This is a genomic window from Pseudomonas fluorescens (assembly GCF_001623525.1).
In the GTDB taxonomy this organism is placed as follows: Bacteria; Pseudomonadota; Gammaproteobacteria; order Pseudomonadales; family Pseudomonadaceae; genus Aquipseudomonas; species Aquipseudomonas fluorescens_Q.
On sequence record NZ_CP015225.1, the window covers coordinates 540,163 to 562,690 of the forward strand.

General features: G+C 60.1%; 20 protein-coding genes and 1 pseudogene. 5 read left to right on the plus strand and 16 right to left on the minus strand.

The window, feature by feature from the left end; translation table 11 throughout:
• Positions 1-24: 24 nt before the first annotated feature.
• On the minus strand, positions 25-819 hold the full coding sequence (locus TK06_RS02375) for an AraC family transcriptional regulator (protein ID WP_063320644.1): 795 nt from the start codon (positions 817-819) through the stop codon (positions 25-27).
• Between the two features lie 110 nt (positions 820-929).
• Here TK06_RS02375 and TK06_RS02380 point away from each other — a divergent pair, with 110 nt between their 5' ends.
• Complete coding sequence (locus tag TK06_RS02380; RefSeq protein WP_063320645.1) at positions 930-1,859, plus strand: DMT family transporter; 930 nt, start codon at positions 930-932, stop codon at positions 1,857-1,859.
• A 175-nt stretch (positions 1,860-2,034) separates the two neighbouring features.
• Here the strand turns inward: TK06_RS02380 and TK06_RS02385 are convergent, their stop codons facing one another.
• The 5 genes from TK06_RS02385 to TK06_RS02405 all read right to left on the minus strand — a co-directional run bounded on the left by TK06_RS02385 (position 2,035) and on the right by TK06_RS02405 (position 8,294).
• Positions 2,035-3,054, minus strand: coding sequence for a branched-chain amino acid aminotransferase (locus tag TK06_RS02385; protein ID WP_063320646.1), 1,020 nt, complete (start codon positions 3,052-3,054; stop codon positions 2,035-2,037).
• A 283-nt stretch (positions 3,055-3,337) separates the two neighbouring features.
• Entirely contained in the window at positions 3,338-4,723 is a 1,386-nt protein-coding gene (gene lpdA / locus TK06_RS02390) for a dihydrolipoyl dehydrogenase (protein ID WP_063320647.1), read from the minus strand.
• A 3-nt stretch (positions 4,724-4,726) separates the two neighbouring features.
• Positions 4,727-5,998, minus strand: a complete 1,272-nt coding sequence (locus tag TK06_RS02395) for a dihydrolipoamide acetyltransferase family protein (RefSeq protein WP_063320648.1) — start codon at positions 5,996-5,998, stop codon at positions 4,727-4,729.
• Positions 5,999-7,057, minus strand: coding sequence for an alpha-ketoacid dehydrogenase subunit beta (locus TK06_RS02400; RefSeq protein WP_063320649.1), 1,059 nt, complete (start codon positions 7,055-7,057; stop codon positions 5,999-6,001).
• 1 nt (position 7,058) lies between these two features.
• Positions 7,059-8,294 carry a 3-methyl-2-oxobutanoate dehydrogenase (2-methylpropanoyl-transferring) subunit alpha gene (locus tag TK06_RS02405; protein WP_063320650.1) on the minus strand — a complete coding sequence of 412 codons (1,236 nt, stop codon included), beginning with the start codon at positions 8,292-8,294 and terminating at the stop codon, positions 7,059-7,061.
• A gap of 192 nt (positions 8,295-8,486) precedes the next feature.
• Here TK06_RS02405 and bkdR point away from each other — a divergent pair, with 192 nt between their 5' ends.
• Complete coding sequence (gene bkdR, locus TK06_RS02410) at positions 8,487-8,975, plus strand: Bkd operon transcriptional regulator BkdR (RefSeq protein ID WP_003180456.1); 489 nt, start codon at positions 8,487-8,489, stop codon at positions 8,973-8,975.
• Between the two features lie 151 nt (positions 8,976-9,126).
• On the opposite strand, the gene TK06_RS02415 is transcribed toward bkdR, so the two are convergent.
• From TK06_RS02415 to TK06_RS02450, 8 genes are all read right to left on the minus strand, one after another.
• The gene (locus TK06_RS02415; RefSeq protein ID WP_063320651.1) at positions 9,127-9,990 is read right to left on the minus strand and encodes an MBL fold metallo-hydrolase; all 864 of its coding nucleotides are present in this window, start codon (positions 9,988-9,990) and stop codon (positions 9,127-9,129) included.
• 320 nt (positions 9,991-10,310) lie between these two features.
• A complete protein-coding gene (locus tag TK06_RS02420; RefSeq protein ID WP_063320652.1) occupies positions 10,311-11,180 on the minus strand; it encodes an aldose 1-epimerase in 870 nt (289 codons plus the stop codon).
• Positions 11,181-11,376: 196 nt separating this feature from the next.
• A complete protein-coding gene (locus tag TK06_RS02425; RefSeq protein WP_063320653.1) occupies positions 11,377-12,657 on the minus strand; it encodes a TRAP transporter large permease in 1,281 nt (426 codons plus the stop codon).
• Positions 12,657-13,184 carry a TRAP transporter small permease gene (locus TK06_RS02430; RefSeq protein WP_063320654.1) on the minus strand — a complete coding sequence of 176 codons (528 nt, stop codon included), beginning with the start codon at positions 13,182-13,184 and terminating at the stop codon, positions 12,657-12,659. Before TK06_RS02430 ends, TK06_RS02425 begins: the two co-directional genes overlap by 1 nt.
• 75 nt (positions 13,185-13,259) lie before the next feature.
• Positions 13,260-14,228: a TRAP transporter substrate-binding protein gene (locus TK06_RS02435; protein WP_063320655.1), complete on the minus strand. Its 969-nt coding sequence runs from the start codon at positions 14,226-14,228 to the stop codon at positions 13,260-13,262.
• 58 nt (positions 14,229-14,286) lie between these two features.
• Entirely contained in the window at positions 14,287-15,192 is a 906-nt protein-coding gene (locus tag TK06_RS02440; RefSeq protein ID WP_063320656.1) for an SMP-30/gluconolactonase/LRE family protein, read from the minus strand.
• A gap of 42 nt (positions 15,193-15,234) precedes the next feature.
• Positions 15,235-16,056: an NAD-dependent epimerase/dehydratase family protein gene (locus TK06_RS02445; protein ID WP_063320657.1), complete on the minus strand. Its 822-nt coding sequence runs from the start codon at positions 16,054-16,056 to the stop codon at positions 15,235-15,237.
• A 173-nt stretch (positions 16,057-16,229) separates the two neighbouring features.
• On the minus strand, positions 16,230-17,417 hold the full coding sequence (locus TK06_RS02450; protein WP_409077374.1) for an OprD family porin: 1,188 nt from the start codon (positions 17,415-17,417) through the stop codon (positions 16,230-16,232).
• Between the two features lie 902 nt (positions 17,418-18,319).
• Between TK06_RS02450 and TK06_RS02455 the strand changes: the two genes are divergently transcribed.
• Both TK06_RS02455 and TK06_RS02460 read left to right on the plus strand, forming a co-directional pair.
• A complete protein-coding gene (locus tag TK06_RS02455) occupies positions 18,320-18,673 on the plus strand; it encodes a DUF6124 family protein (protein ID WP_063320659.1) in 354 nt (117 codons plus the stop codon).
• A 273-nt stretch (positions 18,674-18,946) separates the two neighbouring features.
• A complete protein-coding gene (locus tag TK06_RS02460) occupies positions 18,947-19,567 on the plus strand; it encodes a TetR/AcrR family transcriptional regulator (RefSeq protein WP_063320660.1) in 621 nt (206 codons plus the stop codon).
• A 55-nt stretch (positions 19,568-19,622) separates the two neighbouring features.
• Here TK06_RS02460 and TK06_RS30490 read toward each other — a convergent pair whose 3' ends face one another.
• On the minus strand, positions 19,623-20,669 hold the full coding sequence (locus TK06_RS30490) for an RHS repeat-associated core domain-containing protein (RefSeq protein WP_086936549.1): 1,047 nt from the start codon (positions 20,667-20,669) through the stop codon (positions 19,623-19,625).
• 93 nt (positions 20,670-20,762) lie between these two features.
• Between TK06_RS30490 and TK06_RS02470 the strand changes: the two are divergent.
• Positions 20,763-21,256, plus strand: a pseudogene (locus TK06_RS02470) (TetR family transcriptional regulator C-terminal domain-containing protein); the annotation flags it as partial.
• 29 nt (positions 21,257-21,285) lie between these two features.
• Here TK06_RS02470 and TK06_RS30495 read toward each other — a convergent pair.
• On the minus strand, positions 21,286-22,401 hold the full coding sequence (locus TK06_RS30495; RefSeq protein ID WP_086936550.1) for an RHS repeat-associated core domain-containing protein: 1,116 nt from the start codon (positions 22,399-22,401) through the stop codon (positions 21,286-21,288).
• Positions 22,402-22,528 lie beyond the last annotated feature (127 nt).

Genomic DNA, 22,528 nt, shown 5'->3' on the forward strand with positions numbered 1-22,528 from the left:
ATAGCCGTTTCAGCACCACCCACATCATCCAGCCATATGCCGGCGCCGATACTCGTCCGGCGTGGTGCCCATCATTTTGCGGAACATGCTGATGAACGCCGAGGCGCTGCTGTAGCCCAGGTCCAGGCCGATGGTTTCCACGCTCTGGCCACGTTCGAGCAGGGCCAGGGCCTCGATGACTTTGAGACGTTGGCGCCATTCCACCAGTGACATGCCCAGGTCCCGCTGGGCCCGGCGCATCAGCGTGCGCTCGGTGGTGTTGGCGGCGCGGGCCAGTTGCGGCAAGGAGCGCGGGTCGCCGGGGTTCGCTTCCAAGGCCCGCAGCACGGGGCCCAGCAATGGATCGTCCGAGGAGGGCAGGTAGCTGCCGACATGGGGGGCCTGCGCCAGCTTGTCCACCAACACCTGCAGCAAGCGCTGCTGCTCGGGCGTCTGCGGTTGGCTCGGTGGATCGCTGCGCAGCTCTTCCAGCAGGGCACGGATCAGCGGGCTCAAGGTCAGCGCGCAGGGTACGGCCGGCAACGCGTCGCACAGTTCGGCGGCCAGGTACAACGAACAATGGCAGGCCTCATGCCGATTGAAGCCAACGTGTTCCATGTCCGGTGGCAACCAGATGCCGTACTGCGGTGGCGCCAGGTAATGGTGTTGGGCGATCTCGATTTCCATCACGCCACTGTAGGAGTAGACGAACTCACCCCAGGCATGTCGGTGCCGGGGGTAAGTGGCATGGGCCGGCATGCAGGCGCTGCGAAAGAAAATCGGCGAGGGCAGGACCGCTTCGAACGGAGGAATCTTCAGATGTTGGGCTGGAGGCTGCATATCGACCGCAATGGCGGATTACCGGGATGGCTTGTCGGGTAATCACTATATCCAGCAAAGGTGTCAGGTAGACAATCCTTTCCATCTCTTTCTGTCCAAGGACCGTTCCCATGACCACCCGCCGCGCCCTGGATGGCCAGGTCTGCGCCCTGATGACTGGCCTCTGTGCCATTTGGGGTTTCCAGCAAGTCGCGATCAAGGCCGGCGCCGCCGACATGGCGCCGATGCTGCAACTGGGCGTGCGCTCCGCCATCGCTGCGGTATTGGTCTGGTTGTTGGTGCTGGTGCGCGGTGAACGCCTGTCCCTGGCCGATGGCAGTTGGCGTCCGGGCATGCTGGTGGGATTGTTGTTTGCCTTGGAGTTCGTGATGGTGGGCGAAGGCCTGCGGCATACGACGGCTTCGCACATGGTGATTTTCCTTTACACCGCGCCGATGTTCGCCGCCCTCGGCTTGCACTGGAAACTGCCGAGCGAACGCCTCAAGCCGGCGCAATGGCTGGGCATTGCCGTTGCCTTCGGCGGGATCGTGGTGGCTTTCAGTGGGGGCTCGGGCGCGGCGGACGGCAGTTCGTTGCTCGGTGACGGCATGGGCTTGCTGGCCGGTGCGCTGTGGGGCGCAACCACGGTGACGGTACGCTGTTCGCGGTTGACGAATCTGCCGGCCAGCCAGACGCTGCTTTACCAACTGGTGGGCGCCGGGATGCTGCTGATCGGAATGTCGGTAGCTCTGGGGCAAACGACGATCAACCCTACGCCACAACTCATTGCCAGCATGGCGTTCCAGGTGTTGCTGGTATCCTTCGCCAGCTTCCTGATCTGGTTCTCCCTGCTGCGCCACTACCTCGCTTCGCAACTGGGTGTGCTGTCGTTCATGACGCCGCTGTTTGGCATCGGTTTTGGCGTCTGGTTGCTGGATGAGCCGCTGGAGCCGAACTTTATCGTTGGCGCGGTTCTGGTGCTGGGCGGGATCTTGCTGGTCAGCGGTTACGGATGGTTTCGCCAGCGTTGGGGGCGATGGCCGGTCTTGCGTCGAGAGTAGTGGGGGCAGATCCATGTGGCGAGGGAGCTTGCTCCCGCTGGTCTGCGCAGCAGCCCCAAACCAGGCAACCCGGCCATTCAGACAGATCGCGTTTACCGGGTTGCGACTGCTGCGCAGCCGAGCGGGAGCAAGCTCCCTCGCCACAAAAGCTCCCGAGTGCTGCCGGGGGCTTGGATCAAACCTTGACGATCCAACCCGCTGGCGCTTCCACGTCACCGGTCTGCACGCCGGTCAGCTCTTTGTAGAGCTTCTGGGTGATCGGGCCGACTTCGGTTTCGCTGTGGAACACGTGCAGCTTGTCTTTGTAGCTGATGCCGCCAATCGGGGTGATCACCGCCGCGGTACCGCAGGCGCCGGCTTCCTTGAAGTCCGACAGCTTGTCGATGAACACGTCACCTTCGATCACTTCCAGGCCCAGGCGCGATTTGGCCAGTTCGATCAACGACAGGCGAGTGATGCCCGGCAGGACCGAAGGGGAGTTGGGCGTGACGAATTTGTTGTCGTGGGTGATACCGAAGAAGTTGGCCGAGCCGACTTCCTCGATTTTCGAGTGGGTCATCGGGTCCAGGTAGATGCAGTCGGCGAAATTGGCCTTTTTGGCCTGGGAACCGGGCATCAGGCTGGCGGCGTAGTTGCCACCGACCTTGGCCGCGCCGGTGCCTTGTGGGGCGGCGCGGTCGAAGCTGGAGATCAGGAAGTTGTGCGGGGTCAGGCCGCCCTTGAAGTAGGCGCCGACCGGGATGCAGAAAATCGAGAAGATGAACTCGGGTGCGGTGCGCACGCCGATGTTGTCACCCACGCCGATCACGAACGGGCGCAGGTACAGCGCGCCGCCGGTGCCGTAAGGCGGGATGAAGCGCTCGTTGGCGCGGACCACTTGCTTGCAGGCCTCGACGAACTGCTCGGTGTCGACGTGCGGCATCAGCAGGCGGGCGCAGCTGCGCTGCATGCGGGCGGCGTTCTGGTCCGGGCGGAACAGGTTGATGGAGCCGTCCTTGCAGCGATAGGCCTTCAGGCCTTCGAAGCACTGCTGACCGTAGTGCAGGGCGGTGGAGCCCTCGCTGATGTGCAGCACATTGTCTTCGGTCAGGGTGCCCGCGTCCCAGGCACCATCGCGCCAGTGCGACAGGTAGCGCTTGTCGGTCTTGATGTAGTCAAAGCCCAGTTTGTCCCAATTGATGCTCTCGTTACCCATGACACCCTCTATTTCTTGACAGCCGTCGAAACGGTTCAAGGCTTCTGACGTTTTTTGGATGGGGACAACAATACTTCATTCCGGGGCTGTTTCGCAGCCTGCTCGATGGGTGACAGGCAGATTTTCTGCCGACTCCCCCGTGGCGAGGGAGCTTGCTCCCGCTCGGCTGCGAAGCAGTCGTCACCCGGCCAACGCGGTGTGACTGACCGATCCTAGTGCTCGGATAGGGGCTGCTGCGCAGCCCAGCGGGAGCAAGCTCCCTCGCCACAGGTGAAACGCATGCCTACAGATGCAACGCATGCCCCAACGCCCGCAACGCCGCTTCCTGCACGGCCTCACCCAGCGTCGGATGGGCGTGGATGGTGCCGGCGATGTCCTCCAGGCGCGCGCCCATCTCCAGGGATTGGCCGAAGGCGGTGGACAGCTCCGACACGCCGACGCCGACCGCTTGCCAGCCAACGATCAGGTGATTGTCCCGGCGCGCCACGACCCGGACGAAACCGCTTTTCGATTCCAGGGTCATGGCCCGACCGTTGGCGGCGAACGGGAAGCTCGACACAATGCAATCGAGCCCGGCCGCCTTGGCTTCGTCCGGCGTCTTGCCGACCACCACCAGTTCCGGATCGGTGAAGCACACCGCGGCGATGGCCGTGGGGTTGAATTCCCGATGCTGGCCGGCGATCAGCTCGGCGACCATTTCTCCCTGGGCCATGGCTCGGTGGGCGAGCATCGGTTCACCGCTCAGGTCGCCGATGGCCCAGACGTTGCGCATGCTGGTCTGGCAGCGCTGGTCGATTTTCACTGCCGCACCGTTCATCGCCAGGTTCAACGCTTCGAGATTCCAGCCCTGGGTGTTGGGTTTGCGACCCACGGCCACCAGTACCCGGTCAGTGTCCAGGTTCAGCGTGTCGCCAGCGGGGTCACGCACTTGCAAAGTGCTGGCCTGGGCATCGAACCCTTCGACGCTGTGCTTGAGGTAGAGCTTCACGCCCAATTGCTTGAGCGCTTCGTGCACCGGTTGGGTCAGTTCGCCGTCGTAGGCCGGCAGGATCCGTTCCTGGGCCTCGACCACGCTGACCTCGGCGCCGAGCTTGCGGTAGGCGATGCCCAGTTCCAGGCCGATGTAGCCACCGCCGACCACCACCAGGTGCTTGGGCACCGAGGTGGGGGCGAGGGCTTCGGTGGAGGAAATGATTGGCCCGCCCACTGGCAGCATCGGCAGGTCGACGCTTTTCGAACCGGTGGCCAGCAGCAGGTGTTCACACTGGATGCGGGTGTCACCGACCTCGACCGTCTTGCCATCGATCACCTTGGCCCAGCCGTGAATGACCTGGACCTTGTGCTTTTTCAACAGCGCCGCGACGCCGGTGGTCAGGCGATCGACGATGCCGTCCTTCCATTCCACACTCTTGCCGATGTCCAGGCTCGGCGCCGACACCGTGATGCCCAGGGCCGAACCCTGGCTGTGGTGCCGCGTCTGGTGGAACTGCTCGGCCACGTGAATCAAGGCCTTGGACGGGATGCAGCCGATGTTCAGGCAGGTCCCGCCCAACGCCTGGCCTTCCACCAGGATGGTCGGGATGCCCAGTTGACCGGCGCGGATTGCCGCCACATAGCCGCCGGGGCCGCCGCCGATGATCAGCAGCGTGGTGTTCAAAGTCTGTTGCATGCCTTACTCCACAAACAGCGTTGCGGGTTGTTCGAGCAGGCCACGCAGGGCCTGGATGAATTGCGCCGCGTCCATGCCGTCGACCACCCGGTGATCGAAGGAACTGGAGAGGTTCATCATCTTGCGGATCACGATCTGCCCCTTGATCACCACCGGCCGTTCGACGATTTTGTTCACCCCGACAATGGCTACTTCCGGCAGGTTCAGCACCGGCGTGCTGACGATGCCGCCCAATGCCCCAAGGCTGGTCAGGGTGATGGTCGAACCGGACAGCTCATCGCGACTGGCCTTGCCCGTGCGGGCCGCCGTTGCCAGGCGCGAAATTTCCGCCGCGTTGTCCCACAGGCTGCGGGCTTCGGCGTGGCGCACCACCGGCACCATCAGGCCAACGTCGCTCTGGGTCGCGACGCCCACGTGCACCGCGCCTGAGCGGTGGATGACCTGGGCTTCGTCGTCGTAGCGGGCGTTCATTTGCGGAAAATCGCGCAGGGCCACGACCAACGCACGAACCAGGAACGGCAGCAAGGTCAGCTTGCCGCGACTGGCGCCGTGTTTTTCATTCAGATGCACCCGCAGCTCTTCCAGGGCCGTGATGTCGATTTCCTCGACGTAGCTGAAATGCGCGGCGCGTTGAGTCGCCTCCTGCATGCGCTGGGCGATCTTGCGGCGCATGCCGATCACCGGGATCTGTTGCTCATCGTGGCGCTCGGCATAGCCCGAACCGCCCTTGGCCTGGACCGACGGACCTTGGGCCAGATAGGCCTCGAGGTCTTCGTGCAGGACCCGCCCGGCCGGGCCGCTGCCCTGGACCAGGCGCAATTGAATGCCCAGGTCCAGCGCGTGTTTGCGCACGGCCGGCGACGCCAGTGGACGCTCGTCGGGATCGCGGGCCACAGGCGCTTGCGGGGCGCAGCGCGGCGCGGCGGTTTTTTCCAGTACCGGTTCAGGTGTCGCCACGGGTGCCGGCTTCGGTGCCTGCGCAGCCGGCGTTGGCGTTGGCGCCTGTTGGGCCGATTCTTTCAGGTTACCCGCACCTTCGACTTCAATGCGGATCAGTTCGCTGCCCACTGCCATGACTTCACCGGGCTCGCCACCCAGAGCGATGACCCGGCCATGCACCGGTGAGGGGATGTCGACCATGGCCTTGTCGGTCATGACATCGGCCAGTACCTGGTCTTCGACCACCATGTCGCCGACCTTGACGTGCCACACCGACAGTTCAACTTCCGCGATGCCTTCGCCGATGTCCGGCATCTTGATAACGTGCGTGCCCATTCAGACCTCCATGACCCGTTTCAACGCCGCGCCCACACGGGACGGCCCTGGGAAATACGCCCATTCTTGCGCGTGCGGGTAGGGGGTGTCCCAACCGGTGACACGCTCGATAGGCGCTTCCAGGTGGTGGAAGCAGTGTTCTTGCACCAACGCCACCAGCTCGGCGCCGAAACCGCAGGTGCGGGTGGCTTCGTGGACGACCACACAACGGCCGGTCTTCTTCACGGATTTGACGATGGTCTCAAGGTCCAGCGGCCAGAGGCTGCGCAGGTCGATGACTTCGGCGTCGATGCCGGTCTCTTCGGCAGCCACTTGGGAGACATAGACCGTGGTGCCGTAGGTGAGAACCGTCACGTCCTTGCCCGGACGGGTGATGGCGGCGACGTCCAGCGGCACGGTGTAGTAACCGTCTGGCACTTGGGCCGAGGGGTGTTTCGACCACGGCGTTACCGGGCGGTCGTGGTGGCCGTCGAACGGGCCGTTATACAGGCGCTTGGGTTCGAGGAAGATCACCGGGTCATCGTTTTCGATGGAGGCAATCAGCAGGCCCTTGGCGTCGTAGGGGTTCGAAGGCATGACGGTGCGCAGGCCGCAGACCTGGGTGAACATCGCTTCGATGCTCTGGCTGTGGGTCTGGCCGCCATAGATGCCGCCGCCGCAAGGCATGCGCAGGGTCATCGGTGCGGTGAACTCGCCGGCCGAGCGATAGCGCAGGCGCGCCGCCTCGGAAATGATCTGGTCCGACGCCGGGTAGACGTAGTCGGCGAACTGGATCTCGGCGACGGGCCGCAGGCCGTAGGCGCCCATGCCCACCGCCACGCCGACGATGCCGCTTTCGGAAATCGGTGCGTCGAACACCCGCGAGGTGCCGTACTTGTTCTGCAGGCCTTCGGTGCAGCGGAACACGCCGCCGAAGTAACCCACGTCCTGGCCGAACACCACGACGTTGTCGTCGCGTTCGAGCATCACGTCCATGGCCGAGCGCAGGGCCTGGATCATGGTCATGGTGGTAGTGGTCATGGCGGTATCCAGCGCAATATTGGTGTTGTGATCGTTCATCTCAGATCCCCAACTGCTGACGCTGGCGCTTCAAGTGCTCCGGCATCTCTTTGTAGACGTCTTCGAACATGGTCGCGGCGCTTGGAATCTGCCCGCCAGCGAGGGTGCCGTACTGCTCGGCTTCCTTCTGCGCGGCGATCACCTCGGCTTCGAGTTCGGCGGTAACGGCGGCATGTTCCTCTTCGGACCATTGGCCGATCTTCACCATATGCTGCTTGAGACGGGCAATCGGATCGCCCAGCGGGAAGTGGCTCCAGTCGTCGGCGGGACGGTATTTCGAAGGATCGTCCGAGGTGGAGTGCGGGCCGGCGCGGTAGGTGACCCATTCGATCAGCGCCGGGCCGAGGTTGCGGCGGGCACGTTCGGCGGCCCAGCGCGAGGCGGCGTAGACCGCCATGAAGTCGTTGCCGTCCACGCGAAGGGAGGCGATGCCGCAACCGACGCCGCGTCCGGCGAAGGTCGTGGCTTCACCGCCGGCAATGGCCTGGAAGGTGGAGATCGCCCACTGGTTGTTGACCACGTTGAGGATCACCGGCGCCCGATAGACGTGGGCAAAGGTGAGGGCCGTGTGGAAGTCCGATTCGGCGGTGGCACCGTCCCCGATCCAGGCCGAGGCGATCTTGGTATCGCCCTTGATCGCCGAGGCCATGCCCCAGCCCACGCCTTGGATGAATTGCGTGGCGAGGTTGCCGGAGATGGTGAAGAAACCGGCGTCCTTGACCGAGTACATGATCGGTAACTGCCGGCCCTTGAGCGGATCGCGCTCGTTGGACAGCAGTTGGCAGATCATGCCCACCAACGGCACTTCGCGAGCCATCAGGATGCTTTGCTGGCGATAGGTGGGGAAGCACATGTCATCGATGTTCAGCGCCAGGGCCTGGCCGCTGCCGATGGCTTCCTCGCCGAGGCTCTGCATGTAGAACGACATTTTTTTCTGGCGTTGGGCGACCACCATGCGGTTGTCGTAGATGCGCGTCTTGAGCATGGCGCGCATGCCTTTGCGCAGGATGTCGAGTGGCACGTCTTCGGCCCATGGGCCGTGGGCATTGCCTTGGTCGTCGAGCACGCGGATCAGGCTGCGGGCCAGGTCGGCGGTGTCGGCGGGTTCGACGTCGATGGAAGGTTTACGCACCGTGCCGGCATCGGACAGATGCAGGTAGGAAAAGTCGGTCTTGCAGCCGGGACGGCCCGAGGGTTCGGGAACGTGCAGGCGTAGCGGTTCGTACGCTGGGTTCATGGCTTTCTACGCTCGATCTTGTGAATTTCTTGTAGTGGGCGCGCTAGCTGACGAATTTCCCCGGGTACGGGAAATTGTCCTACAACAATCATAGGCTCGACGCAGAAGAATATTTTTCTCTGTTGGCTTGCTGTTCAGATCATTTGCAGATAAAAAATCTGCACAACGATAAAAAACAGGATTATTTGTCTCATGCGTAAATTGGATCGCACCGACATCGGCATTCTGAACAGCCTTCAGGAAAACGCCCGCATCACCAACGCCGATCTCGCCCGTTCGGTCAATCTGTCGCCCACTCCGTGCTTCAACCGTGTCCGGGCCATGGAGGAGTTGGGGGTGATCCGCGAGCAAGTCACCTTGCTTGATGCCGATATGTTGGGTTTGCACGTGAACGTGTTCATCCACGTCAGCCTGGAGAAACAGGTGGAAGAGGCGCTACAGCATTTTGAAGAGGCGATCTCCGACCGACCGGAAGTGATGGAGTGCTACCTGATGGCAGGCGATCCGGATTACCTGATCCGTGTGCTGGTGCCGACCATCCAGTCGCTGGAGCGCTTCATGATGGACTTCCTGACCAAGGTCCCGGGCGTGGCGAACATCCGCTCCAGCTTTGCCCTCAAGCAAGTGCGCTACAAGACTGCGCTACCGTTGCCGGCCAATGGGTTGACCTTGGGGACCTGAAGATCAAATGGTTTTTGAGGGCCGCTTCGCGGCCCAGCGGGAGCAAGCTCCCTCGCCACGGGGATGGGTGGCTGGCGAGCCGGTAGCCATCAAGCACCGTCCTGTGGCGAGGGAGCTTGCTCCCGCTGGGCTGCGCAGCAGCCCCAAGCTTCTAAAGCTGATTGATCGGAATCTTCAGGTAGGTCACGCCATTGTCCTCGGCCGGCGGCAGGTGGCCGGCCCGCACATTGACCTGGATTGCCGGCAACAGCAGCGTCGGCATGCCCAGCGTCTTGTCGCGCTGGGTACGCATGGCCACGAACGTGGCTTCATCGATCCCATCGCGCACATGAATGTTGTGCTGGCGTTGTTCACCCACGGTGCTCACGCAATGGGGCTCGCGCTCATCCGGTGGATAGTCGTGGCACACATAGAGCCGCACGCTGGCGGGGAAGGCCAGCAATTTGTGAATCGAGGCGTAGAGTTGATGGGCGTTGCCGCCGGGAAAGTCGCAGCGGGCGGTGCCCACGTCCGGCATGAACAGCGTGTCGCCCACCAGGATCGCATCGCCGTCGATCAGGTAGGCCATGTCCGCCGGAGTGTGGCCGGGCACATGCAATGCGGTGGCCTTGAGGTTGCCAATGAAAAAGGACTCGTCGTCGGCGAACAGGTGATCGAATTGCGAGCCATCCACCGCGAATTGCGGTTCGAGGTTGAACAACGCCTTGAAGACGCTCTGGACCTGGTGAATGGACTGGCCGATGGCGATCTTGCCGCCCAGCGCTTGGCGCAGGTAAGGCGCGGCGGACAAATGATCGGCGTGGGCGTGGGTTTCCAGTAGCCATTGCACGGTCAATCGGTGTTCGCCCACGAAGGCAATCACCCGGTCAGCCTGTTCGGTGCCGGTGCGTCCCGAAGTCGGGTCGTAGTCGAGCACCGGGTCGACCACTGCGCATGGCCCACCGTCGTGCTCGAAAATGACGTAGGTGTAGGTCTTTGAGGCAGGGTCGAGAAAGCTTTGGATCTGCGCGGGCATGACAGCGAACCTGTGCGGGAAGAACGCATGAAAGGGGCTGCAGCGCAGCCCAGCGGGAGCAAGCGCCCTCGCCACACACCCATCTAAAATAGCGTGTTGCAACGCTTGGGACTTACACCCTACGGTCCGCAGCTTAGTGAGGGCCAAGGCGTCCTGCAAATGCGATCGCACCTGCCAACAGGAACCGCGATTACCATGGCCCCTGTGGCGAGGGAGCTTGCTCCCGCTGGACTGCGAAGCAGGCCCAAGTTCTTTGTTTTAGCACAAATTTTTGGGGCGGCTTCGCCACCCAGCGGGAGCAAGCTCCCTCGCCACAGGTGTTACAGCAACCTGCATTGCATCGAAAACCCCAGCGCCACCGATTGCCCTCGCTCCAGCAAGCGCAACCCCGGTCGCCCCGGCAGGTGGTGGGCGTTGACCGGATGGCTGACCGGTTCGATGCAAAAGAAATCCAGGCCCACGGGGCAGTAGAGCAGGAAGTAATCGCAGCCGCTGGCCCGGCATTCTAGCTCATAACCTAGGTCCGGCTGCTGGATCAGGCATTGCCCGTCCCAGCCACCGAAGCCGTTGTCGACAAGCGTGTCCGGCAGTAAACGGAGCGTCTGGAAATCCCAGTGTTCAGGAATGTGGGTCAGTTCCGTGGGCAGTTTCGTGGCATCGCACATCCAGACCTCGCTGGCGCGGGTTTGCAGGCGCGTGGCGGCGGTGCGTGGAAAGTACGGATGCAAGCCCAGCCCGTGCCACGCGGCCTGTTCGGCCATGTGGGTGACGTGCATTGCGAGCTGCAACTGGCCGCCGCTCAGACCGATCCGCAGGCTAGCGCGGTAGGTGAACGGCTGTTGGCTGTCGAGTTGCAGCAACGCTTCCTGGGCACTGTGCTCGATCACCTGCCACGCTTGTTGCCACGCACTGCCATGGATCGGAAACGGATCGTTGGGGCTGTTGGCGTCCAGGGCCAGCCAGCCGCCGGGACAGTCGAAGCCGCCGTGGGCGATCCGGTTTGACCAGGGAATCAACGGGAAGCCGCCGAGCTTGCCAGGCAGGCCGTTTTCCAACGCGTGGGGCGCTGGCGGGCGCAGTAGCGGGGCGCCGTTACTGCGCAACGTCCAGTCGACCAGGCTGGCGCCCAGATGCGGGGCCAGGGTGAGACGAGTCAGTTCGTCTTCGAGGTGGAGAAGGGGTGGCGTCATGGTGGTTGTCTGCTGGATTGAAAAGCAGTGAGGGGAATGCAGATTTTGTGTGGACGCTGTTGTGGCGAGGGAGCTTGCTCCCGCTGGACTGCGAAGCAGGCCCAAGTTCTTTGTTTCAGCACAAATTTTTGGGGCGGCTTCGCCACCCAGCGGGAGCAAGCTCCCTCGGCACAAGGGGGCTTGCTGGTTGATGGGATTACAACACCAGATGCGGCAACCACAGGGAAATGGCGGGCACATAAGTCACGAGCATCAGCACCACGAACAACATGGCGTAGAACGGCAGCAGCGCCTTGACGGTGCTTTCGATGCTGACCTTGCCAATGGCCGAGCCCACGAACAGCACCGCGCCCACCGGTGGCGTGATCAACCCGATACCCAGGTTCACCAGCATGATCATGCCGAACTGCACCGGGTCCACGCCGATGCCCACGATCACCGGCATCAGGATCGGCGTCAGGATCAGGATCAATGGCGCCATGTCCATCACGGTGCCCAGCAGCAGCAACATCACGTTGATGCACATCAGGATCACGTAACGGTTGTCCGACAGCGTCAGGAACGCGGTGGTGATCTTCGCCGGGATTTCCATCAGCGTCATGATGTAGCCGAAGCTGGCGGCGAAGCCGATCAGGATCATCACGATGGAGATGGTGCGCACCGTACGGTGCATCAGTTTCGGCAACTCGCTCCACTTGTAGTCGCGATAGATGCACATGGTCACGAAGAACGCCCACACCACGGCGATGGCGGCCGATTCGGTGGCGGTGAAAACACCCGAGAGAATGCCGCCAAGGATGATGAACAGGGTCATCATGCCCCACATGGCTTCCCTGCAGATCTTCAGCGCTTGCTTGAGCGGAATCACTTCACCTTTGGGGTAGTTGCGCTTTTTCGCGAAGACCAGGCACAGCGCCATCAGGCAGAGGTTCATCATGATGCCGGGGACGATGCCGGCCATGAACAGCGAACCGATGGAGACGGTGCCGCCCGCGGCGAGCGAATACAGCACCGCGTTGTGGCTGGGCGGTGTTAGCAGCGCTTGTACCGAACCACTGACGGTGACGGCGGTGGCGTAATCACGCGGATAGCCTCGGCGTGTCATTTCCGGGATCAACACCGAACCGACCGAGGCGGTATCGGCTACCGAGGAACCGGAGATTGCGCCAAAAAAACTCGAGGCCACGAGGTTGACCAATGACAGGCCACCGCGCACGAAGCCTACCAACACGCTGGCGAATGCCACCAGTCGGCGGGACATGCCGCCTTCGGCCATGATCGCACCGGCCAGAACGAAGAAGGGAATGGCCAACAACGAGAACTTGTTCACGCCGCCCGTTACCTGGATCATCATGGCCTGGAACGGAATATCGATCCACCACGCCCCGATCAGGGCGGCAGCGCCCAACGCGTAGGCGACCGGCATGCCGATCAGGATCAACAGTAAAAAACTGCCCAGCAAAATCAGAGCGTCCATTAAGCGGCACCTTCGTTTTCTTCAACCAGGTCGAACTGCACGACCCGACGCTGGCTTTGATCACCCAGGAAGAGTTTTTCCAGGACAAAAATCAGGGTCAGGAAACCTCCAATCGGAATCGGCATGTAGGTGATGCCGACGCGCAGGGTGGGTATGGCACTCATGAATTGATTCCAGGTGGTCATGCACAGCTTGGCGCCCCAGACCGTCATGAAAATGCACACCGCGGCCATCAATAACTGGGTGAAGACCGACGCCACTGTGCGCCAGTGCGAGGGCAGGCGGCTGGTGACCATATCCACGGCCATGTGCGAGCCAGAGCGGTAACTGGCGGCGGCGCCGATGAAGGTAAATACGATCATCAGCAGGATGGCGGTGGGCTCGGGCCAGCTCGAGCCGGAACCCAGCACGTAGCGGGCGAACACACCCCAGGGAATCATCAGCGCAACGGCGAGGACAGAGAGGCCGGCCACCCAGATGCAAGTCATGTAAATCGTGTCGTTGATACGCAGCAGCAAATTCTTCATCGGGTTCCACCGTAACTGGGCGCGCCTTCAACCGCAGGCGCGCCCGGCCTTTTCATGAGTGCAGATTGAGAGGCTTTACTGGACAGCTTCGATACGCTTGATCAGGTCGGCATACGGCGCGCCGTATTTGGCCCGGATTGGCGCCGTGGCGTCGTAGAAGGGTTTTTTGTCGACGGTGATGAACTCGACGCCGGCGGCCTTGAGTTTTTCTTCACTGGCGGTGGACTTCTTGTCCCACAGCACGCGCTCTTCAGCCTGGGCGGCCTTGGCGGCTTTTTTCACCATGTCTTGCTGCTCTGGGGTGAGTTTGTTCCAAGTGATTTTCGACATCACGATCGGCTCAGGCAGGATCAGGTGGCCGGTCAGGCTGTAGTACTTGGCGTTCTGGTAGTGGTTGTGTTCGAGCAGGGTTGGTGGGTTGTTTTCCGCGCCGTCGATCACGCCAGTCTGCAAGGCGCTGAAAATTTCGCCGGTGTCCATGGCGATGCCGTTGGCGCCCATGGCATTGAAAGTCTCGATGAACATCGGGTTGCCTTGGACGCGGATCTTCATGCCCTTCAGGTCTTCGAGCTTGTGCACGGGTTTCTTGGTGTAGAGGTTGCGCGTGCCGCCGTCCATCCAGGCCAGGGCCACCAGGCCGAACTCGGAGTTGGTGATCCGGTCGAGGATCGCATCGCCGACATCACCGTCGATGACCGCGCGCATGTGGGCCTGGTCGCGGAAGATGAACGGCATGTTGAAGACGTTCACGTCCGGAACGACGGGGCCGACGATACCCAGGCTGACCCGGGACATCTGGACCGCACCGGTTTGCATCTGCTCGATCACTTCTTTTTCGGAGCCCAATACGCCGCCCGGGAAGTACTTGAACTTCAGTTCGCCATTGCTTTCTTTCTCCAAGGTTTTACCCATGGATTCCTCGGCGACCACGGTTGGGTAGCCCTTGGGGTGGATGTCGGCGATCTTGATATCGAGGGCGTGCGCCGCCTGGGCCAGAAAGGCCAAGGGGAGGGCTGCGATCAGAAGCGTACGTTTGAAATTCATGGTCAATCTCCAGTCTTGTTGTTTTTTTATGGCTCATCCAGTGAAGCGGTGAAGCAGATCAGTTCGCGGAGTGCTCCCGTCCTCCGAAAGCAGGTTCAGCCAGGCCCTTGACGCCGGGGTTGAGGGCGAACACGCCACCGGCCAGGGACTGCGGGTCGTTGTCGTCACCGGGACGGATCGAGGTGACGAAGAGGGTGTCCAGGCGACTGCCGCCAAAGGCGCACATGGTCGGTTTCTTCACCGGCACTTGCAGTGAACGGTCGAGACGTCCGTCCGGGGTGAAACGGTGAATCAGCCCGGCATCGTTGGCGCAGATCCAATAGCAACCGTCGGCATCCACCGCGGCGCCATCCGGACGACCGGCCAACGGCATCATGTCGACGAACAGCCGCCGGTTGGACGGTGTGCCGCTGTCGATGTCGTAGTCGAAGGCCCAGATCTGCTGCACCAGCGGGTGTGAATCGGAGAGGTACATCGTGCGTCCGTCCGGGCTGAAGCCCAGGCCATTGGGCACGATGAAACCGCTCAGTTGCGCCTCGACCGGGCTGCGCTGGCCTGCCTCGTAACGATACATCCGGCCTTCGTCAGCGTTGGCGCCCATGTTCAGCACCATGCTGCCGGCCCAGAAACGGCCCTGGCGGTCGCAGCGGCCATCGTTGAGGCGCATGTCGGTGCGGCTGTGCTCGACGTTCGCGCACAGTTCGCTGTCCAGGCTGCCGTCGTCATTGGGGTGCAGGCGAAAGAAACCGCTTTCCATGCCGGCTACCCAGCCACCGTCCTGGTGACGGGCAATGCAGGCGAGCATTTCGGGCGCTTCCCAGCCCTGGAGCTTTCCGCTGCTAGCGTTCCAGCATTGCAGGCCACCGCTGGGAATGTTCACCCAATACAGGGCGTTTTCCTCGGGAACCCATACCGGGCTTTCCCCGACGGCGTTACGTGCATCGACAATCAATTCGGCTTGCATGGTGATTCCTTTGTGCGTGCGTATCCCATGAAAAACAGCGAATCAGTCGTCGAATGGGCCGGCTGCCACAAAGGCGCCACCCTGATAAACCATGGCCGGGTCATCGGCGGCCGGCATCGGCTGCGCTTCGACCTTGGCGCGGAAGATTTCCGAGGTGTCCTTGGGCTGGTAGCCCAGGTGCGCGGCGTGGCTGTTGTCCCACCAGACGTCGCGGTTGGCGGACATGCCGTAGACCACGGTGTGGCCAACCTTCGGCGTGTAGAGCGAACATTCGATCAGTTGGGTGAGGTCGTCGAAACTCAGCCAGGTGCTCATCATCCTGCGGTTCTGCGGTTCGGGGAACGACGAGCCGATGCGGATGCTGACGGTCTCGATGCCGTAGCGATCGAAGTAGAAACTGGCGACGTCCTCACCGTAGGACTTGGACAGGCCGTAGTAGCCATCCGGGCGGCGAGGGGAGAGAGCGTCGATGGTCTCATCCTGTTTGTAGAAACCGATGACGTGGTTGGAGCTGGCGAAGATCACTCGCTTGACGCCGTGTTTGCGGGCGGCTTCATAAATGTGAAAGACGCCGCTGATGTTGGCGCCGAGGATTTCTTCGAACGGACGCTCCACCGAAACACCACCGAAATGCAGGATGGCATCGACGCCTTCGACCAGTTGGTGCACGGCCTGCTTGTCCGACAGGTCGCACGGCATCACTTCTTCGCTTTCGTCGATGGCCGGGGCCATGTTGGCGATGTCCGACAGGCGAATGTGGCGGGCGAAAGGCTTGAGGCGTTCGCGCAAGACTTTGCCAAGGCCGCCAGCGGCACCGGTCAATAGGAGGCGATTGAAGGGGTGACGAATCTGTGTCGTGGTCATGGCATTACCTGAGCAAACTATGAGAGGTACAGTTGTTATAAGTTGTCGTACGACCGAGAGGGAATATCCTTATCCTTCCGTTACCTTGTCAATGTTTGATCGACGAACCGCTCTGGATCGGCGTCCCTGCCGCAGGTTGCCATGGGATGCGCTCATGGCAATGGATCCTGGTGTTACAGAAGCGAAAGCGGGTAGCTGATGAAAATGCGGTTCTCGTCAAATTCGTTGGTGCTGTAGTCCCGACGAATCGATGCGTTACGCCATTTCACGTTGAGGCTCTTCAGCGCACCGCTCTGTACGGTGTAGGCCAGTTCGGTTTCGCGACCCCATTCCTTGCCGTCGTCGACCGTGGCGGTGTGCACGTTGTCGCCGCTGATGTAGCGGTTCATCAGGGTCAGGCCCGGCACGCCGACGGCGGCGAAGTTGAAGTCGTGGCGCAGTTGCCAGGATTTTTCCTTGGCGTTGTCGTAGCTGGAGTTGTAGCTGTCGTTGGCCAGGGTGCCGCCGCTGGTGCCGTTGACGCGCATCCAGGCATCATCGCCGCCGACTTTCTGCAGGCCGACATAAAAGGTGTTGCCGCCATACTTGGCCGAGAGCATGGCGAACGCGGTTTTGTTGTCCAGGTCGCCGGCCAACGCACTGCCGTTTTCCTTGCCGGTGAAGTAGCCGAGGTTGGCGCCCAGGGTCCAGTCGCCGATGGGCTGGCTGTGGGTCAGGTTGAAATATTGTTGCTGGTAGATGTCGGACAGTTCCGCGTACCACACGCCGACCTGGGTGCGTTTTTCGTTGAAGGCGTATTCACCGCCGCCGAAGTTGAAACGGTCGGAGGTGAACGCGCCGCGGCCATTCATCGACATGTCTTCCATGCTCGCGTCGTTGCGCGGGCTGTTGGCGCGGAACTGGCCGCCGTACAGCGTCAGGCCGCTGATTTCGGTGGAGGTCACCTGGCCGCCACGGAAGGTTTGCGGCAGGGAGCGACCGTCGTCGGAGCGCAGGATCGGCAGCACCGGCATCCATTCGCCGACTTTCAATTCGGTCTTCGATACCTTGGCTTTCAGGGCGACACCCAAGCGACCGAAGTCATCGGCGGGGCGACCGTCGTCATGCACCGGCAGCAATTGCGTACCTGCCGTGCCACGGCCGCCGTCGAGCTTGACTGAGTACAGGCCCAGCACGTCCACGCCGAAACCGACCACACCCTGGGTGAAACCGGACTTGGCGTCGAGGATGAAGTTCTGGGTCCATTCCTCGGCTTTGCCCTGGGCGGCGTTCGGGTTGGTGAAGTTGCGGTTGAAATAGGCGTTGCGCAGGGTCAGCGTAGCCTTGGCGTCATCGACGAAGCCTTCGGCGCTGGCGGTCATCGGGAGAAACAGGGACAGGCTGCTGCAACCGAGCAAGATCAGTGCAGGGCTGGTGTTGAGAAGGGTACGGTGGTTTGGACGGTGCTCGGGCGAAAAACGGACACGTGTGCTCACTATGACGCTCCCTACTTTTTTGTTGTTTTTATTTGTTATACGTCGTCGTACAACATGAGGGCGATTATTTGGAAGCCGCACGTCGTTGTCAACTGGCCATTATCGGAATTATCCAACTCGAGTGTGCTTCAAAATGAGGCATTTCAATGGTTGCAGCTGAGCGATGTAAAGAGAGAAGGCTTTGACGCCAGGCCTGTGCGGGACTCTGAGAACAGTTGTGTGGGGTGTAGTTGTGCGATGACTGGTCTAAGACATTAGTCGAATGCCCACGATCTAATGGACGCAGAAGTCTCCTGTGGCGAGGGAGCTTGCTCCCGCTGGACTGCGAAGCAGGCCCAAGTTCTTTGTTTCAGCACAAATTTTTGGGGCGGCTTCGCCACCCAGCGGGAGCAAGCTCCCTCGCCACAGGTGTGCTGTTGACCCTATTCCCAGTCCAAACAGGGCAGTGTTTATCCGAATGTAGGATCGTTCTGGATTGGGCTACGTTGTCTTGCGCCATTGCCTACACCTGCGCCAGAATCCGCCGGCTTGTGCACCTAGAGGCCGGGTTCTATCGTTTCCGGGTCGCTGAGGAATCAGCGATCGGGTTTGGTAGCCCTGGTGTCGGTGCATAGCGTCATCTCTTGCAAGTGCAATCATGCACTTCGCTTTTTGGTGGCCATGCGCAGGGTCTCTTCGGAGGCGCCGGCTCCGATGCCCGGTCTACCAACCTTCGTATGGCCGCCACCCTAATTCGTTTGGTAGCGAGAGGGTGTTGGCTCCCTTACTACAGCATCGGAGCTTCAACTATGTTCAAAGTAACCCCCAACCCACCGGACACCGACCCGACTCCACCACGCAAAAAAACCAAGAAACTCGACGAAGCCGCCGAACGCGTACTCGACTATTACCTGAACCCCAAGCCGGACAAGCCCGAAGCCGAGGCTGCGCCCGGCCAACTCTTCACCGTCATCAAGGACGTCGACACCGAAAGCCTGCTCGCCAACCTCAGCGAAACCCTGGCCTCGGCCAATGTCATGGTCAGCGACCTGGCTTTCGACCTGGATGGTTCACGCCGGCATTTTGCCCTGGGCATCCAACAACTGATTGAACTGGGCACCTTATTGGCGAACCGCGCGCTGGATAACGTCGAAGCACGCTAGCCGCTTCACCAAAAAACTTGTGGTGAGGGGATTTATCCCCGTTGGGGGTGCGAAGCGCCCCCATAACGATCAAATGCCATCCGCCTGACACACCGAGGCGAGGTCTGGGGGCTGCTGCGCAGCCCAACGGGGATAAATCCCCTCGCCACAAAAACGGCTGCGTACATCTGCCTGAATGGCAATAAACGTGTGAGCAAGCTCCCACAGAGATCCCAGTGTTATCGAAAGTGAGTGAATGCTAACCTTGGCCAACGCTGTCCCCAGGGAGCCCTCATGGGCAATCACAAGATCGAGATTCGTCGAAGTAACGTCGAGAAAATCCTGCTGGCCGCCGAGAAGGTCTTTGCCGAAAAAGGCTTCGGCAGCACCGCCATGGCCGACATCGCCGCCGAAGTGCAATTGCCCCGTTCCAACCTGCACTATTACTTCAGCACCAAGAGCGAACTCTACAGCGCCGTGCTGTTCGACCTGCTGGAGGTCTGGAAGCAGGACGCCTTGTGCTTCGAAATGTTCGACGACCCCCGGGTGGTGCTCAGCAGTTACATCCGCGCCAAGATGAACCACTCCCGTAGCCGCCCCTACGGCTCGAAAGTCTGGGCCAACGAAGTCATCCACGGCGCCCCGACCCTGGGCGAGGCCCTGGATGCCAGCCTTTACGACTGGGCCAAGATGAAGGAAGCGAAAATCCGCCAATGGGTGGAAGACAAACGCATCCTCCCGATAGAACCCTCAAGCCTGCTCTACATGATCTGGGCCTCGACTCAGCACTACGCCGACTTCGACCACCAGATCAACATCCTCAACGACCACCAGCCGCTGTCGGACATGCAGTTCGAACGGGCGGTGCAGACGGTGACCAGTGTAATTTTGCGGGGGATTGGGTTGGAGCCGTAGTCGGTGACCGATTGGGATAATACATAGTAGTGCATAAGTTAGTTATAACTTGTACTTACTGGCTGCGAATTCCCGTTCTCAATGTTTCTGTGAGTTTTTCAATATCGCGGCTTTTAGCGATCCATCGAGCGAGGGTAAGCTTTACCGTCGCATCATTAAGCTCTTGGCTCGATGCGTTATTAGCGATAAGGGTTTCATGGTGTGCTTGAAGTTTTTTGTATTGTATATGTGTTGGAGTATCGCCCCACGTATCCATGATTGGATGCATTATCCTAGCTTTATCGTACAGCGTTGCCTCGTTGATGAGCCGGTTTATAAAGCTGATTTCTTCGATTGGGATGTTTGAGGAGTTAATCTGTGTAGGTGGCGTAAGCGGAGGCTCTGCTGGCAGTAGTGAAGGCGTAGAAGGAGCAGTTTTGTATCGCTGTGACCAAATTTTGCGCGGCGTAAGTATTCTTGTTTGGTTAGATTCCGAAACAGTGCGAGAAGTTGAAGGGTTCAATGTGGTTCGTTGTAGTGGCGGAAGGGCTGTTTGGGCGAGCTTTCTAACTTTCAATATGAGAGGGAACGAAGCATTCCCGCTCGGATCATGTCGATTAACCGGATCATTCCCACAATAAGCATACGCATTAATCCCCCCATCCCCAAAAGGACTCAACTCATCCGGACTATTGAACCGCATCAACACCGGATTAAAAGCCCGATTACCCTGTCCCAACAAATAATGACCGGTTATCGAGTCAGGCCGCTCCCCATTAAAACCGAGCAGGCAACTCAAACCGCTTTCCCCTGTGCGATAACCGTAGGCGGTATAGGCCATCTGTCGCGAGTCTGTATCCGCCACTGTCCTGAGCAACGAACGTTGTTGATCCGTTGCCAACAGCGTCGTCTCGGCGGCGGCGTCGGTGCCTGATCGTTGCGCCAGCGGCTGGGGGCCGTGACGCATGATCGTCAGCTGCGACTCACCCTCTATCTCGTTAACCAACTCGTCTTCTTGATAGAAACGTTGGGTGCCTGGGCTCTCCAGAGGCTTCAAGCCTACGAGGCGATCCAGTGGGTCATATTGATAGCGGCACAGTATTTTTATTGGCGGCGCTGACATGGGCTGGGTTCTGCTTGGCGAACTGGGTTGTGTCAGGCTCGGATATTTTTTGAGTGGCGTCTACTAGCAGAACTGTTAGTTTGGGGCGTGCTTTTACCCCGTCCCCACCTGCATTACTACTTCAGCACCAAAAGCGAACTATACAGGCCGTGCTGTTCGACCTGCTGGAGGTCTGGAAGCAGGACGCCTTGTGCTTCGAAATGTTCGACGACCCCCGGGTGGTGCTCAGCAGCTACATCCGCGCCAAGATGAACCACTCCCGCAGCCGTCCCTATGGCTCGAAAGTCTGGGCCAACGAAATTATCCACGGCGCCCCGACCCTGGGCGAGGCCCTGGACGCCAGCCTCTACGACTGGGCCAAGATGAAGGAAGCGAAAATCCGCCAATGGGTGGAAGACAAACGCATCCTCCCGATAGAACCCTCAAGCCTGCTCTACATGATCTGGGCCTCGACCCAGCACTACGCCGACTTCGACCACCAGATCAACATTCTCAACGACCACCAGTCGCTGTCGGACATGCAGTTCGAACGGGCGGTGCAGACCGTGACCAGTGTGATTTTGCGGGGGATTGGGTTGGAGCCTTAGTTTGTCTGCCCGGTGCGTGACGGCGGAAACTAATAAAGTTTAAATCTTTGCTTTCGAATTAACGTGGCGTTATCTTCGAGGAACTTAACCTTGGCTCTGATTCGACTGTTTCTGACGTTAGCGGATGCACGACCACGCTCATCCTTCGGCGCTCTATTAGCCAAAAGTTGTGAATAATTTTTAGTGGCGATTTTGAAGCGGCTTTCCAGTTTTTTATCTATAACTATCAGGTGGTGTGGAGTGTTTTTTAAGAGTGGTCCGATTATTCTATCGTACCGGCGTGCACGCCCAGGGTCTATTCTAGAATTAGCTAGTTTATTAAGTTCTTTCTCGGAGAAATGATCCGATTTAGGACGGTAGGGTCCTCTTTTTTCTCTCTCGCGAGGCAATGCTTCTAATCCCGTCGGGGCTTCACTAGGAGTGCCGGACGATGTGCCGGGAGTTGAGTGATTATTGGCTGGCAATTCTGCTATTAGGTTGGTTTCAGTTTGGGTAGAGCGGGTAAAAGTGCGAGGAGTGGAAAGGTCTAATGCGGTTTCTTGTACCGGTGGCAGGTATGCTTGGCTAGTCGATGGTCGGATATATCTTTGGCTAGTCGATGGTCGGAAAAATGGCATGTTCCCACTCGGATCATACCGATTAACCGGATCATTCCCACAATAAGCATACGCATTGATCCCACCCTCATCAAAAGGACTCAACTCATCCGGACTATTGAACCGCATCAATACCGGATTAAAAGCCCGATTACCCTGTCCCAACAAATAATGACCGGTTATCGAGTCAGGACGCTCCCCATTAAAACCGAGCAGACAACTCAAACCGCTTTCCCCTGTGCGATAACCATAGGCGGTATAGACCATCTGTCGCGAGTCTGTATCCGCCACTGTCCTGAGCAACGAACATTGTTGATCCGTCGCCAACAGCATCGTCTCGGCGGCGGCGTCGGTGCCTGATCGTTGCGCCAGTGGCTGGGGGCCGTGACGCATGATTGTCAGCTGCGACTGGCCCTCTATCTCGTTAACCAACTCGTCTTCTTGATAGAAACGTTGGGTGCCTGGGCTCTCCAGAGGCTTCAAGCCTACGAGGCGATCCAGTGGGTCATATTGATAGCGGCACAGTATTTTCATTGGCGGCGCTGACATGGGCTGGGTTCTGCTTGGCGAACTGGGTTGTGTCAGGCTCGGATATTTTTGGGAGGCCGTCTACTAACAGAACTGTTAGTTGGATCGGGCGCTTCTGGTGGGGGAGCCCTGAGGTTTTGTGCTGTGG